This is a genomic window from Rhodococcus sp. MEB041 (genome assembly GCF_030208955.1).
Lineage (GTDB): Bacteria > Actinomycetota > Actinomycetes > Mycobacteriales > Mycobacteriaceae > Rhodococcoides.
Genome location: NZ_JARVSZ010000002.1, coordinates 1 through 14,261 on the forward strand (window position 1 = coordinate 1; position 14,261 = coordinate 14,261).

General features: G+C 69.1%; 14 protein-coding genes. All 14 read left to right on the forward strand.

Annotated features, from left to right (window positions below):
• Positions 1 to 187 precede the first annotated feature (187 nt).
• The 14 genes from QRN16_RS04025 (at position 188) to scpB (ending at position 14,256) form a co-directional block, all read left to right on the forward strand.
• Complete coding sequence (locus QRN16_RS04025; RefSeq protein ID WP_373425223.1) at positions 188 to 1,207, forward strand: hypothetical protein; 1,020 nt, start codon at positions 188 to 190, stop codon at positions 1,205 to 1,207.
• Positions 1,204 to 2,208: an HAD-IIA family hydrolase gene (locus tag QRN16_RS04030; protein WP_027505470.1), complete on the forward strand. Its 1,005-nt coding sequence runs from the start codon at positions 1,204 to 1,206 to the stop codon at positions 2,206 to 2,208. The genes QRN16_RS04025 and QRN16_RS04030 overlap by 4 nt, the downstream gene beginning before the upstream one ends.
• 59 nt (positions 2,209 to 2,267) lie before the next feature.
• Complete coding sequence (locus tag QRN16_RS04035; protein ID WP_222631329.1) at positions 2,268 to 2,522, forward strand: hypothetical protein; 255 nt, start codon at positions 2,268 to 2,270, stop codon at positions 2,520 to 2,522.
• Position 2,523: 1 nt separating this feature from the next.
• Positions 2,524 to 3,357, forward strand: a complete 834-nt coding sequence (locus tag QRN16_RS04040; RefSeq protein WP_056444390.1) for a TlyA family RNA methyltransferase — start codon at positions 2,524 to 2,526, stop codon at positions 3,355 to 3,357.
• A complete protein-coding gene (locus QRN16_RS04045) occupies positions 3,354 to 4,298 on the forward strand; it encodes an NAD kinase (RefSeq protein WP_027505467.1) in 945 nt (314 codons plus the stop codon). The genes QRN16_RS04040 and QRN16_RS04045 overlap by 4 nt, the downstream gene beginning before the upstream one ends.
• Before the next feature lie 5 nt (positions 4,299 to 4,303).
• Positions 4,304 to 6,073 (forward strand): DNA repair protein RecN, encoded by a 1,770-nt coding sequence (recN, locus tag QRN16_RS04050; RefSeq protein WP_285184692.1) that lies wholly within the window; start codon positions 4,304 to 4,306, stop codon positions 6,071 to 6,073.
• A 94-nt stretch (positions 6,074 to 6,167) separates the two neighbouring features.
• Positions 6,168 to 7,352 carry a putative cytokinetic ring protein SteA gene (steA, locus tag QRN16_RS04055; RefSeq protein WP_027505465.1) on the forward strand — a complete coding sequence of 395 codons (1,185 nt, stop codon included), beginning with the start codon at positions 6,168 to 6,170 and terminating at the stop codon, positions 7,350 to 7,352.
• Positions 7,349 to 8,296, forward strand: a complete 948-nt coding sequence (locus QRN16_RS04060) for a copper transporter (protein WP_285184693.1) — start codon at positions 7,349 to 7,351, stop codon at positions 8,294 to 8,296. The genes steA and QRN16_RS04060 overlap by 4 nt, the downstream gene beginning before the upstream one ends.
• A gap of 150 nt (positions 8,297 to 8,446) precedes the next feature.
• Positions 8,447 to 10,183, forward strand: a complete 1,737-nt coding sequence (gene pyrG / locus QRN16_RS04065) for a CTP synthase (protein WP_285184694.1) — start codon at positions 8,447 to 8,449, stop codon at positions 10,181 to 10,183.
• Entirely contained in the window at positions 10,180 to 10,818 is a 639-nt protein-coding gene (locus tag QRN16_RS04070) for an NUDIX domain-containing protein (protein ID WP_056444399.1), read from the forward strand. Before pyrG ends, QRN16_RS04070 begins: the two co-directional genes overlap by 4 nt.
• Entirely contained in the window at positions 10,808 to 11,734 is a 927-nt protein-coding gene (gene xerD / locus QRN16_RS04075; protein WP_222631321.1) for a site-specific tyrosine recombinase XerD, read from the forward strand. The genes QRN16_RS04070 and xerD overlap by 11 nt, the downstream gene beginning before the upstream one ends.
• Positions 11,735 to 11,840: 106 nt before the next feature.
• On the forward strand, positions 11,841 to 12,740 hold the full coding sequence (locus tag QRN16_RS04080) for a ParA family protein (protein ID WP_285185989.1): 900 nt from the start codon (positions 11,841 to 11,843) through the stop codon (positions 12,738 to 12,740).
• Positions 12,737 to 13,585 carry a segregation and condensation protein A gene (locus QRN16_RS04085; protein WP_051613244.1) on the forward strand — a complete coding sequence of 283 codons (849 nt, stop codon included), beginning with the start codon at positions 12,737 to 12,739 and terminating at the stop codon, positions 13,583 to 13,585. Before QRN16_RS04080 ends, QRN16_RS04085 begins: the two co-directional genes overlap by 4 nt.
• Entirely contained in the window at positions 13,582 to 14,256 is a 675-nt protein-coding gene (gene scpB / locus QRN16_RS04090; RefSeq protein ID WP_051613243.1) for an SMC-Scp complex subunit ScpB, read from the forward strand. Before QRN16_RS04085 ends, scpB begins: the two co-directional genes overlap by 4 nt.
• The last annotated feature ends 5 nt before the right edge of the window (positions 14,257 to 14,261 follow it).

Here is a 14,261-nt window from a genome sequence, read left to right on the forward strand (position 1 = left end):
GCGCCGATGGTACTGCACCCGACAGGGTGTGGGAGAGTAGGACACCGCCGAACAATCCGTTCCGAAAGGGGACCCATTCACATGGGTCCCCTTTCGTGTTTCTGCACTCCGATCGTGAGTGCGGCATGATGACACCACCGGTGACGAGCGGGAGAGCTCGGTCGCCGATCGATCGAAAGGAACCACCGTGCCGGAAGAGCCGTCATCGGAAGGTCGTACGTCCGATTCGGACCGCCGGCCGCCCGCGCGCGACAACCGGGCACCTCGCCGCGACAGCGCGGGGGAACGCGGGTCGTTCCGATCATCGGCCCCTCGCTCCGGTGACCGTTCCGGGAGCCAGGACGAACGTCGCCACACCGGCGACCGTGGGCGCTCCGGGGATCGATCGACGTCCGGCGACCGTCGGCAGGGTTCCGGCAGGGGCCAGGCACCCGACCGCACTCGAGGACAGGGTGCACCTCCCCGTCGTCGCGGCGGTGAAGGGAGCGCAGGTCCGCGCGCCGGCGGTGGGCGAGGCCCTGATTCTCGCGCTCCTCGTCCGGTCGAGCCCGATCTGCCGGACGACGTCGACGCGAAAGATCTCGAACCCGGGGTCCGTCGAGACCTGTTGAGCCTCGACAAGAGCAACGCGGAAGCTGTTGCACGACACATGGTCATGGTCAGTCAGCTGATCGGAGACGATCCCGCCGCAGCACTGCTGCACGCGCGAGCGGCGCGGCAGCGTGCCGGCCGCATCGCCGTGGTCCGAGAGACGGCCGGCATCGCCGCGTATCACGCAGGAGAGTGGGCGGAGGCTCTGTCCGAGCTCCGCGCCGCCCGCCGTATGGCCGGTGGGCCAGGCCTGCTGTCCGTCATGGCTGATTGTGAGCGGGGCCTCGGTCGGCCGGAGCGCGCCATCGAGCTCGGACGCAGCGACGAGGCTCGCCAGCTGACGGGTGACGATGCGTCCGAACTGCGCATCGTCGTCGCGGGTGCCCGCATGGACATGGGGCAGTACGACCAGGCGGTGGTGACGCTGCAGACTCCGGATCTCGAGGGAGATCGCACGGGGTCGGCTGCAGCGCGGCTGTACTACGCCTACGCCGACGCTCTCGTGGCCGCCGGTCGAGCGGACGACGGGGTGCAGTGGTTCCTCCGTGCCGCCGCCGCCGACGTCGAGGGTGAGACGGACGCCGAGGACCGAGTCGACGAACTGACCGGTCAGTGACCCGTCTGACCGACGCTCACGACGCCCTGCTGCTCGATCTCGACGGGACTCTGTACCGGGGTCCCGATCCGATCGACGGTGCCGTCGACATTCTCCGCGAGTGCTCCTCTCAGCTCTGCTACGTCACCAACAACGCCAGTCGGTCTCCCGCTCAGGTGGCCGAGCACCTACGCGATCTCGGTTTCCGTGCGCCCGACGAGTCGGTGGTGACGAGTTCCCAGGCGGCGGGGCGGCTTCTCGCTGGTCTCCTGCCCGCAGGTGCGTCCGTGCTGGTCGTCGGAACCGAGGCCCTCGAGGCAGAGGTGTCCGCCGCCGGCCTGGTGCCGGTTCGTACAGCGGACCCCACTCCGGCCGCGGTCGTCCAGGGACATTCCCCCGAGACGGGGTGGGCGAACATCGCCGAGGCGACCTACGCGGTCCGTGCCGGCGCACGCTGGGTGGCCACGAATGCCGACACCAGCCTGCCGACGCCTCGCGGTCTCGGGCCGGGAAACGGTGCCATGGTCGCGGCGGTCGCCGCAGCGACGGGGGCCACCCCGATCGTGGCGGGCAAGCCCGAGGCACCTCTCATGAAGGACGCGCTCGAGCGCAGCGGGTCGACCACGCCGCTGGTGGTGGGTGACCGTCTGGACACGGACATCGCGGGAGCCAACGAGGTGGGTGTGCCGTCACTCCTCGTGCTCACCGGAGTGAGCACCGTGCACGACGTGCTCACTGCCGTCCCGCACGAGCGCCCCACGTACCTCGCGTCGTCCCTGTCGGCTCTGCTCGAGGAGCCGGCCGCGTCTCTCGTTCCCTCCGAGCCTTCCGACACCTGGTCGGTGTCGCTGTCCGGTTCCGTGCTGCGAGTCGAGACCACGGGCGACGTCGACGCCGACGGCGACCTCTGGATCGAGGCACTGCGCGACGTTCTCCCCGCGGTCTGGGCGCTCGGCGGCTTCGACACCGTCGAGGGCGCGTCCGGTGCGGCTGCGGATGTCGTCGCGCGGTGGACCGCCTGACACTGACGGTCACCACCGCCGACCGACGTCGTCGGGGGTATCGGCTAGCGTTGTCCGCGATGAGCACGCCCGTTCCCCGCCCCGGTCAGCACTTGCCGTCGCACTCCGATGTCGAGGGCACGTCCGTCGATCCCGACGCCGTCGTCTCGGCTGTCGACGCACTGGTCGCCGAGGCGGACGTGGCGGCGTCGGCGCCGTTCGGCGAGGGTACGGACGACCCGCACGGCCTGGTCACGCTGACGCGGCAGGCCCGCATCCTCGACCGCGCGCACGAGGTACTCGTCGACGCGCTCGCGTCCGTGGACAAGAACTGACATGGCTCGTCGCGCTCGGGTGGACGCGGAACTCGTCCGCCGCGGTCTGGCCCGATCTCGGGATCACGCCTCGGAGCTCATCTCGGACGGTCGAGTGCTGATCGCCGGCACCGTGGCCACGAAGCCCGCCACCGCGGTCGAGCCCGGCACGGCGCTACGGGTCACCGAGGTCTCCGACGAGGTGTCGTGGGCCTCTCGAGGTGCACACAAGCTACTGGGCGCGCTCGCCGCCTTCGAGCCACGCGGTGTCACGGTGGAGGGCGCGCGGTGTCTCGACGCGGGTGCGTCCACCGGTGGGTTCACCGACGTGCTGTTGTCCAAGGGTGCACGCGAGGTCGTGGCGGTCGACGTAGGCTACGGACAGTTGGTGTGGCGGCTACGGACCGACGAGCGGGTGCGAGTCCTCGACCGTACGAACGTCCGCGGCATCGATGCCGAGGCCATCGGCGGGCCGGTCGACCTCGTGGTCGCCGACCTGTCCTTCATCTCGTTGGCTCTCGTACTCCCGGCGTTCGCCGCGTGTGCCCGTCCGGGTGCCAGCATCCTCCCGATGGTCAAGCCCCAGTTCGAGGTCGGCAAGGATCGCGTCGGTGCAGGGGGAGTGGTCCGTGATCCCGCCCTGCGCGCAGATGCGGTGCTGGGAGTCGCGCGCGCCGCGGCCGACCTGGGCCTGGTCACGTCCGGTGTGGAGCCGAGCCCACTGCCCGGTCCGTCCGGCAACGTCGAGTACTTCCTGTGGCTCACCGTTCCGGGTCCGGACGACGATCCCAGCACAGCCCAGTCGACGTCCGTCGAGCAACTGGTGTCCGACGCCGTGGAGAAGGGGCCTCAGTGAGCGAGTCGACCGTGCCCGAGCGCACCATCCTGCTCGTCGCGCATCCGGGTCGCCCGGACATCGAGCAGACGGCTCTGCGCGCGGCGAAGGTGTTCCACGATCACGGGATCGCCCTGCGCGTGCTCGTCGACGAGCACGACACGTCGCGGTTGGAGTCGACGTCGGGGATCGACGCGCTCTCCACACCGCAGTCCGACGTCTCCGTCGTGGAGTTCGGTCCGTCGGCGGCGGTGGGCTGCGAGCTCGTCCTGGTCCTCGGCGGCGACGGAACCTTCCTGCGCGCTGCGGAACTCGCGCGGGTGGCGTCCATCCCGGTGCTCGGCGTGAACCTGGGACGCATCGGATTCCTCGCCGAGGCGGAGGCCGACGATCTCGAGGAGACCCTGGCCATCGTGGTGCGCCGCGAGTACCGCATCGAACCGCGGATGACGCTGGACATCACCGTGCACGTCGACGGCGAGATCATCGAACGTGGGTGGGCGCTGAACGAGGCCAGTATCGAGAACGGGTCGCGGCTCGGGGTGCTCGAGGTGGTGCTCGAGGTGGACGACCGTCCGGTGTCCTCGTTCGGGTGCGACGGTGTTCTGCTGTCGACCCCCACCGGGTCCACCGCCTATGCGTTCTCGGCCGGTGGTCCGGTCGTGTGGCCGGAGCTCGAGGCGATCCTCGTCATCCCCAGTAACGCCCACGCGCTGTTCGCGCGGCCGCTGGTGACCAGTCCCGAGTCACACATCGCCATCGAGACCTTCGACGGTGGACACGACGCGGTGGTCTTCTGCGACGGCAGGCGCACCCTGCGCCTGCCCGCCGGTGCTCGCGTCGAGGTGGTGCGAGGATGTGAGCCGATCAAGTGGATCCGGCTCGACTCCGCGCCGTTCGCCGATCGACTCGTACACAAGTTCGCCTTGCCGGTCACCGGCTGGCGGGGGAGGGTGACGTAACCGACGTGTTGTCCGAAATTCGTATCGACGGCCTGGGAGTCATCGCCGAGGCGACGGCGTCGTTCTCGGAGGGCCTGACGGTGCTCACCGGTGAGACCGGTGCCGGCAAGACGATGGTCGTCACCAGCCTGCATCTGCTCTCCGGCGCGCGCGCCGACGCCGGGCGTGTCCGTGTCGGCGCCGACCGCGCGGTGGTCGAGGGTCGTTTCACCACCGACCACGTCACCGACCAGGTCCGCGGCGACGTGGAGCAGTTGCTCGAGTCCACCGGCGGTCGGCGCGACGAGGACGACAGCATCATCGCCCTCCGGACGGTCGGCAGCGACGGCCGATCACGTGCTCATCTCGGCGGCCGCAGTGTGCCCGCAGGCGTCCTGTCGGAGTTCACCGGAGCGTTGCTCACGGTGCACGGACAGAACGATCAACTGCGTCTGCAACGCAGCGATCAGCAGTTGGCCGCTCTGGACCGCTTCGCTGCGGACGCCATCGGGCCGCTGCTCGAGACGTACCGCACTCGCCGCTCGCAGTGGGTCGCTGCGGTGACCGAACTGCGGGAGCGGACGGAGAAGGCTCGCGAACTCGCGCGCGAGGCGGACCAGCTCACGTTCGCCCTGAACGAGATCGACGCGGTCGCACCGGCACCGCACGAGGACACCGACATCGCGGCGACCGTCCGGCGGCTCAGCGATCTCGACTCGCTCCGCGATGCGGCGTCCGCCGCGCACACGGCGCTCACCGGTGGCGACGACCCCGGCGACGTGTCCGTCATGGCGCTGTTGGGCGAGGCCCGCGATCGACTCGCCTCGACCGACGACGAGATTCTCTCGGCCGTCGGCCCACGACTCGCCGAGGCTATCGCGGTGGTGACCGACGTCGGAGCCGAGCTCACCTCGTACCTCGAGGATCTGCCCGCCGATCCGGAGTCACTGGACACGCTGCTCTCGCGTCAAGCGGAGCTCAAGAGTCTGACTCGCAAGTACGCCGCCGACGTGGACGGAGTGCTCGCGTGGGCGGAGGACGCACGAACCCGCCTGACGGGACTGGACGTCTCCGCCGACGCCGTGGCAGCGCTGACCGAACGCGTCTCCACCACCGGTGCAGCGACCGCCGAGGTCGCACGCAAGCTGTCGGCCGCGCGGGTGAAAGCTGCGGCGAAACTGTCCAAGGCGGTCAGCGCCGAACTCGCCGGCCTGGCGATGGGCAAGGCCAAGCTGGACGTCGAGGTGCGCCCCCGCGCTGCGGGTGCGGACGATCGGTCGGCGCTGTCCGTCGACGGAACCGCGCTGCACGCCGGGTCGACCGGCACCGACGAGATCGAGTTCCGTCTGTCCGCGCACAGCGGTGCGCAGTCGCTGCCGCTCAACAAGAGCGCGTCCGGCGGTGAGCTCTCCCGCGTGATGTTGGCGCTCGAGGTGGTCCTCGCGCGATCGGATGCCGGAGCGACCATGGTCTTCGACGAGGTCGATGCCGGCGTGGGTGGTCGCGCCGCCGTGGAGATCGGCAAGCGGCTGGCACGCCTGGCCAGGACGCACCAGGTCATCGTCGTGACGCACCTCCCGCAGGTCGCGGCGTTCGCCGACACGCACCTGGTGGTGAACAAGACCGACGGAAAACGTGGCGGCCCCAACAGTGGTGTGCGCACTTTGACGGATTCCGAGCGTGTCGTGGAACTCGCGCGCATGCTCGCCGGGCTCGACGACACCGAGACCGGCCGGGCACATGCCGAGGAACTGTTGCGCACCGCGACGGCGGAACGGGAGTCCGCGACCGCCTGAGAGCGATGTGCTGGTGTGACTCATGTGAATGATGTGGTAGTTGTTACGGCGCGCCTCCGCCGATGCTGCCGTGTTGTTGTCCATCATCGTGTGCATGAAGATGCCGGCTCTGCTCTCGCGTAGTCATGACTCACTTCCCGGAGTCACGGGAATCGCTCGGGTCGATCGCTCCACGGCCAAGCTCCTGCGCCGTGTCGGTCCCGGAGACATCGTCGTTCTCGACGAACTCGACCTCGACCGGATCACCGCCGACCTGCTGGTACAGGCCGGCGTGACGGCCGTGGTCAACGCCTCCGCCTCGATCTCGGGGCGCTACCCCAATCTCGGTCCGGAGGTGCTCGTCGCCAACGGCATCGAGCTCATCGACGAGGTGGGCTCCGACGTCTTCAAGAAGGTCAAGGACGGTTCGAAGATCCGCCTGCACGACGGCAACGTGTACGCCGGGGAGCGACGTCTCGCCACCGGCACCGAGCAGTCCGAGGCCGACATCTCCGACCGCATGATCGAGGCCAAGTCTGGTCTGATCGATCACCTGGAAGCGTTCTCGGGCAACACGATCGAGTTCATCCGCACCGAGTCGCCGCTGCTGATCGACGGCGTCGGAGTGCCCGAGGTGGACGTCGACATGAACGGTCGTCACGTCGTGGTCGTCGCCGAGGGCACCGACCACGTGGCCGATCTCAAGTCGCTCAAGCCGTTCATCAAGGAGTACTCGCCGATCCTCATCGGTGTCGGCGCCGGCGCCGACACGCTGTCGGAGGCGGGATACCGCCCCGACCTGATCGTCGGCGACCCGGACGACGTGAGCAGCCGCACGCTGAAGTCCGGCGCCGAGGTGGTGCTCCCCGCCGATTCCGACGGCCACGCCAAAGGCCTCGAGCGCATCCAGGACCTGGGCATCGGAGCCATGACGTTCCCGGCCACGGGCACCCCGGCGGACCTCGCGCTCCTGCTCGCCGACCACCACGGCGCCTCACTCATCGTCACGGTCGGATGTGCCGCGTCGCTCGACGAGTTCTTCGACGCCAGCAAGCGCGCGGACACACCGTCGACGTTCATGACCCGACTCAAGGTCGGTCCGAAACTGGTGGACGCCAAGGCCATGGCGACGTTGTACCGCAGCCGGGTCTCCGGTGGAGCGGTGGCGCTGCTCGTCCTCGCAGCCCTCATCGCCGTCATCGCGGCGCTCGTCGTGACCAACGGCAGCGGTGCGACTCTGGACTGGGCGATCGAGACCTGGAACAGCTTCGCCCTGTGGGTGCAGGGGCTGCTTCAGTGATTTCGCTTCGTCAGCACACCATCTCGTTGATCGCGGTGTTCCTGGCGCTCGCGGTCGGAGTCGTCCTCGGCTCCGGCCTGCTGTCCGGTCGAGTGCTGTCCGGACTGCGCGACGACCGGGACGATCTGCAGACCGAGGTGAACGACCTGCAGTCGGCGAACAACGCACTCGGTGAGCAACTCAACGCCGCCGACGGTTTCGACGCGGCCGTCGCGACCCGGGTGGTCGCGGGAGCGCTGGCCGACCGCACCGTCGTGCTGGTCACCACGCCCGACGCAGACCCCGCCGACGTGGAGGGTGTGCAGCGCACCATCGCCGACGCGGGCGGGTCGGTGACCGGACGAGTGGGGCTCACCGAGGCGTTCGTGTCCGCCGCCAGCGGCGACGATCTCCGCACGCGCCTCACCAACGTGGTTCCCGCAGGCGCGCAACTGCGTACGGGATCGGTGGATCAGGGCAGCCTCGCCGGCGATCTGCTCGGTACGGTGCTGTTGCTGAACGCACAGACCTCCCAACCGCAGAGCACGCCGGAGGAACTGGGCCTGGCCCTCGACACCCTGCGCGGCGGCGGCTTCATCACGTACGACGACGGTGCCGTGGCACCGGCACAGCTCGCGGTGGTGGTCTCCGGACAGGCCGCCGACTCGGGTGAGGACGGCAACCGCGGCGCGATCGTGGCTCGCTTCGCCGGCGCTCTGGACGGACGCGGAGCCGGAACCGTGCTCGCGGGCCGTGCCGGTTCGGCCGAGGGCAGCGGTCCCATCGCGGTGGTGCGGTCGGATTCCGCCCTCGCAGCCGGGACCAGCACCGTCGACGACGTCGATCGCACGTCGGGGCGCATCACCGTCGCCTTGGCACTCGGTGAGCAGCTCGCCGGTGGTACGGGTCGGTACGGAACGGGTCCTGCCGCGACGGCCGTGACGGTCGGGGCGACCCCGAGCTAGGTACTCCAGCCGTCGTCGCCCGCGTGGTGTCGACCGAACTCGCGTGAAGGTGTTACCGTGAAGTCCCGTGGGTCGGCCAGGTTCCGAACCACTCGATGTTGAGCGATTCGCTCGCTGTCACCATCGGGTCGCACCGTCACGGGAGTCTCTTTGCAGTCACGCATTCACACGCGGGCCGACATCAAGCACATCTTCGTCAGCGGCGGCGTCGCGTCGTCGCTCGGCAAGGGGCTCACGGCCTCGAGCCTCGGTCAGCTTCTCACCTCACGTGGCCTTCGCGTCACGATGCAGAAGCTCGATCCCTACCTCAACGTCGATCCCGGAACGATGAACCCGTTCCAGCACGGCGAGGTCTTCGTCACCGAGGACGGCGCGGAAACCGACCTCGACGTCGGCCACTACGAGCGGTTCCTCGATCGGGATCTCTCCGGATACGCCAACGTGACCACCGGCCAGGTGTACTCCACGGTGATCGCCAAGGAGCGTCGCGGCGAGTACCTCGGCGACACCGTCCAGGTCATCCCGCACATCACCGACGAGATCAAGGCCCGCATCCTCGCGATGCGCGGACCGGATGTGCAGGGCCAGGAGCCCGACGTCGTCATCACCGAGATCGGTGGCACCGTCGGCGACATCGAGTCGCAGCCCTTCCTCGAAGCGGCGCGTCAGGTCCGCCACGACGTGGGCCGGGAGAACGTCTTCTTCCTCCACGTCTCGCTCGTTCCGTTCCTCGCGCCCTCGGGTGAGCTCAAGACCAAGCCGACGCAGCACTCGGTGGCGGCGTTGCGCAGCATCGGTATTCAGCCCGACGCGCTGATCCTGCGATCCGACCGCGACGTGCCGCAGGCCCTCAAGGCGAAGATCGCGCTCATGTGCGACGTGGACGTCGACGGGTGCATCTCCACCCCCGACGCGCCCTCCATCTACGACATCCCGCGCGTGCTGCACGGCGAGGGTCTCGACGCGTATGTCGTGCGGCAGCTCGGACTGCCGTTCCGGGACGTCGACTGGACCGTGTGGGGAACCCTCCTCGAGCGAGTGCACCAGCCTCGCGAGACGGTGCGCGTCGCCCTGGTCGGCAAGTACGTCGATCTGCCCGACGCCTACCTGTCGGTGACCGAGGCGCTGCGGGCCGGCGGTTTCGCCAACCGCGCGAAGGTCGAACTCGTGTGGGTGCAGTCCGACGACTGCGACACCGCGGCCGGCGCCAAGCTGGCGCTCGCCGACATCGACGCCGTGGTGATTCCCGGCGGCTTCGGCATCCGCGGTATCGAGGGCAAGCTCGGCGCGATCACCCACGCCCGGACGCACAAGATCCCGACGCTCGGGCTCTGCCTGGGTCTGCAGTGCATGGTCATCGAGGCGGCGCGGTCCGTCGGTCTCACCGATGCGAACTCGGCCGAGTTCGAGCCCGAGACGACACAGCCGGTCATCTCGACGATGGCGGACCAGGAGCAGGCGGTCGCCGGCGAGGCGGACCTGGGCGGCACGATGCGCCTCGGGGCCTACCCCGCCACGCTCACCAAGGGGTCGGTGGTGTCGCAGGCCTACGGCAGCGAGTCCGTCTCCGAGCGTCACCGCCATCGCTACGAGGTCAACAACAGCTACCGCGACCGCATCGCGGAGAGTGGACTGCAGTTCAGCGGCACGTCCCCGGACGGCCACCTGGTCGAGTTCGTCGAACTGCCGCGGAGCGCGCATCCGTTCTTTGTCGGCACGCAGGCGCATCCCGAACTCAAGAGCCGGCCGACGCGGCCGCACCCGCTCTTCGCGTCGCTGATCTCCGCTGCGCTCTCGTACAAGTCCGAGGAGCGGCTGCCCGTCGACGTCCACGGTGACGAGTCCGTCACGGCGCAGCCGGCCGAACCCGCCGCGACGAAGGCCTGACCATGGCCGATCGTCACGAGTTCGAGATCCTCGAATCGTCCGTCGAGTACCAGGGTGCGATTCTCGCGCTCCGGCTCGACCAGGTGACGATGCCCGGCGGTCGTCGGGCCGAACGTGAGGTCGTCGAGCATCACGGTGCGGTCGCCGTGGTCGCGCTGGACGACGACGAGCGCATCGTGCTGATCAGCCAGTACCGGCATCCTCTGGGGCGTCGCCTGCTCGAGCTTCCCGCGGGTCTGTTGGACGAGCCGGGGGAGGATCCCGTCGAGGCCGCGAAGCGTGAGCTGACCGAGGAGACGGGGCTCGCCGCGGCGTCCTTGTCGTTGCTGGTCGACGTGGCGGCGTCACCCGGGTTCACGGACGAGACCGTGCGGATCTACCTGGCCGACGAGGTGACCGAGGTCGATCGACCGGAGGCTCACGACGAGGAAGCCGACATCGAGCTCGTCCGCGTCCCGGTGGACGAGGCGGTGTCGCGCGTGTTCAGCGGCGAGATCGTGAACGCGTCGGCGGTGGCGGGAATCCTGGCGCTGGCGGCGGTGCGGTCACGCTCGGTTCCGTTGCGGCCGAGCGATGCACCCTGGCGTGATCGACCCACCGCGTTCGAGAAGCGCAAGGGCGCGCATGGCAGCTGACTCGCCGGGCGAGGTGATCGCGACCTATCTCGATCACCTCGCCGTCGAGCGCGGGTCAGCTCGCAACACCATCACCTCGTACCGCCGCGACCTCTCGCGCTACGCCAGCCATCTGGGTGAACTCGACCGGAACAGTCTCCGCGACGTCACCGAGGTGGACGTCGCGGAGTTCGTGACGGCCCTCCGGTCCGGCAACGAGCTGTTCCCGCCGCTCGCGGCGAGCAGCGCCGCGCGCACGGTCATCGCGGTTCGCGGAGTCCACCGCTTCGCGCTGGCCGAGGGCATCGTCGACGTCGACGTCGCTGCCGGGGTCAAACCGCCGGCGCCGGGCCGCCGGCTCCCGAAGTCGCTCTCCGTCGAGCAGGTGTTCGCGCTCCTCGATGCCGTCGCCGGGGAGGCCGCGGACACCCCGCGCGGTCTTCGCGACCGGGCGCTGCTCGAGCTCCTCTACTCCACCGGTGCGCGCATCTCCGAGGCCGTGGGACTCGACGTCGACGACATCGACTCCGACTCGCGGTCCGTGGTCCTGCACGGCAAGGGCGGCAAGGAGCGCATCGTGCCCATCGGCCGTCCCGCACTCGACGCCGTCGACGCGTACCTCGTCCGTGGTCGACCCGCACTGGTGTCACAGGGCACGCCCGCGCTTCTGCTGAACGTGCGGGGCGGCCGGTTGTCACGCCAGAGCGCGTGGCAGGTCCTGCAGACCGCGGCGGAGCGCGCCGGGATCGGAGCCAGCGTCTCCCCGCACACGTTGCGGCACTCCTTCGCGACCCACCTGCTCGACGGCGGCGCGGACGTACGTGTGGTGCAGGAACTTCTGGGTCACGCCTCGGTGACCACCACGCAGATCTACACACTGGTCACCGTCACGACGTTGCGCGAAGTGTGGGCCGAAGCGCATCCGCGCGCACGGTAGCGTGTCCGCACGAAGCTGCACCCGACACGCGGTAGCGTTCAGGGGAACTGCAGCACGAGGTGAGGATGGAGGTCCGGTGGTGTCAGCGGCGCACGACGACGGAGCACTGTTCCGCACTCGTCAGCCCGAACCGGAACATCCGACCCTGGCCCACCCGTCGGGCATCGGTCCGACGGGGCGCCCGTATCGCGACATCCCGGATCCGCAGCCGCTGTCCTCGCACGGACCGGCGACGGTCATCGCGATGTGCAACCAGAAGGGCGGCGTCGGCAAGACCACGTCGACCATCAATCTGGGTGCGTCGCTGGCCGAGTACGGACGTAGGGTCCTGCTGGTCGACCTCGATCCGCAGGGCGCGCTCTCCGCGGGTCTCGGTGTGCCACATCATGAGTTGGACCTCACGGTGCACAACCTGCTGGTGGAGCCGCGGGTAGCGATCGACGACGTCCTCATGCGTACGCGGGTGGACGGGATGGACCTGCTCCCCAGCAACATCGATCTCTCCGCGGCCGAGATCCAACTGGTCACCGAGGTCGGCCGCGAACAGACTTTGGGACGCGTGCTGCACCCGATCCTCGATCGCTACGACTACGTCCTCATCGACTGCCAGCCGTCGCTCGGCCTGTTGACGGTCAATGCCCTCGCGTGCGCCGATTCCGTGCTCATCCCGATGGAGTGCGAGTACTTCAGTCTGCGCGGACTCGCGTTGCTCAACGACACCGTCGACAAGGTGCGCGATCGTCTCAATCCGCGGCTGAAGCTCGAGGGCATCGTGGTCACGATGTTCGACGCCCGCACGCTGCACTCGCGAGAGGTCATGAATCGCGTGGTCGAGGTGTTCGGCGACGTCGTCTTCGACACCGTCATCACGCGCACCGTGCGTTTCCCGGAGACGAGCGTCGCCGGCGAGCCGATCACCACGTGGGCGCCGAAGTCCGCGGGTGCCGACGCGTACCGGTCGTTGGCCCGCGAGGTCATCCACCGGGACACCGCACCCCAGTCTTGACCGACGGGACGGTCGTGACGGACACGACGGTCGGGGACGCGCCGACGCCCACCGGATTCCAGGTGCGGCTCACCAACTTCGAAGGCCCGTTCGACCTGTTGCTGACCCTGATCGGGCAGCACCGACTCGACGTCACCGAGGTCGCACTGCACACCGTCACCGACGACTTCATCGCGTACACCCGCGCGATGGGCGCGGAGATGGGTCTCGACCAGACCACCGAGTTCCTGGTGGTCGCGGCGACCCTGCTGGACCTCAAGGCCGCCCGCCTCCTGCCGTCGGGCGAGGTGGACGACGCCGAGGACCTGGCGTTGCTCGAGGTGCGGGACCTGCTGTTCGCCCGGCTGCTGCAGTATCGGGCCTACAAACAGGTGGCTCAGTTGTTCGGCGAACTGGAGAACGCCGCGCTGCGGCGCTATCCGCGATCGGTCTCGCTCGAGGACTCGTTCGCGTCGCTGCTGCCGGAGGTGTTGCTCGGTGTGGATCCGCGCCGCTTCGCCGAGATCGCCGCGGCGGCGTTCACCCCGCGCGAGGTGCCGACGGTCGGTCTCGGCCATCTCCACGCGTCGGCGGTGTCGGTCCCGGAACACGCGCGGGCGATCCTGGCGATGCTGCGCGACCGCGGAATGGGTGAGTGGGCGACGTTCGCCGACCTGGTCCGCGACTGCGAGGTCACCGTCGAGGTGGTCGCACGGTTCCTCGCGCTGCTCGAGCTGTATCGCGAGAAGGTCGTCGCATTCGACCAACCCGAGGCGTTGGGCGATCTCGCGGTCACCTGGACCGGCGACGACGACGCTGCCGACATCGACCGGATGGACGTCTCGAGGATGGAGGACTACGGATGACAGCGAGCGAGGACGCTCCCGACGCCCTGTCGGACGCCGAGGTGCGCGCGGCGCTCGAGTCGGTGCTGCTCGTGGTCGACACCCCGGCATCCGTCCCGCAGCTCGCCTCGGCCCTGGACTGTGACGAAACGCGCATCCGGCAGGCGCTGACCGCCATGGCCGCCGACCTCACCGCCCGCGGCAGTGGCATCGACCTGCGGTTCGCCGGCGACGGGTGGCGTTTCTACACCCGCACCGAGTACGCGCCCTATGTCGAACGGCTCCTCCTCGACGGTGCGCGGTCCAAGCTCACCCGAGCGGCACTGGAAACCCTCGCTGTGATCGCCTATCGTCAACCGGTTACCCGCGCACGAGTCAGTGCTGTGCGCGGAGTGAACGTGGACGGCGTGATGCGCACTCTCCTCGCGAGAGGTCTCATCGCCGAGGCGGGTCCCGACCCGGACTCTGCGGCGACGCAGTACGTCACCACGGAAATGTTCCTCGAACGGTTGGGGTTGGCGTCACTGTCCGACCTCCCCGAACTTGCTCCGCTGCTTCCGGGCGTGGACATGATCGACGACATCAGCGACAGCATGGACTCCGATCCGCGGGTCCTGCGTGCCGAGCGTCGACGAGAGAACACCGAGTCGAACTCGACCACCGAGTTCGGCACCGACACCACAGACGAATAGGTAAG

What these genes read in the sequence shown, in the direction of transcription:
- QRN16_RS04035 (WP_222631329.1), top strand. Translation starts at nt 2,268, where the DNA reads ATGAGCACGCCCGTTCCCCGCCCCGGTCAGCACTTGCCGTCGCACTCC.
- xerD (WP_222631321.1), top strand. Translation starts at nt 10,808, where the DNA reads ATGGCAGCTGACTCGCCGGGCGAGGTGATCGCGACCTATCTCGATCAC.
- scpB (WP_051613243.1), top strand. Translation starts at nt 13,582, where the DNA reads ATGACAGCGAGCGAGGACGCTCCCGACGCCCTGTCGGACGCCGAGGTG.
- steA (WP_027505465.1), top strand. Translation starts at nt 6,168, where the DNA reads ATGAAGATGCCGGCTCTGCTCTCGCGTAGTCATGACTCACTTCCCGGA.
- QRN16_RS04040 (WP_056444390.1), top strand. Translation starts at nt 2,524, where the DNA reads ATGGCTCGTCGCGCTCGGGTGGACGCGGAACTCGTCCGCCGCGGTCTG.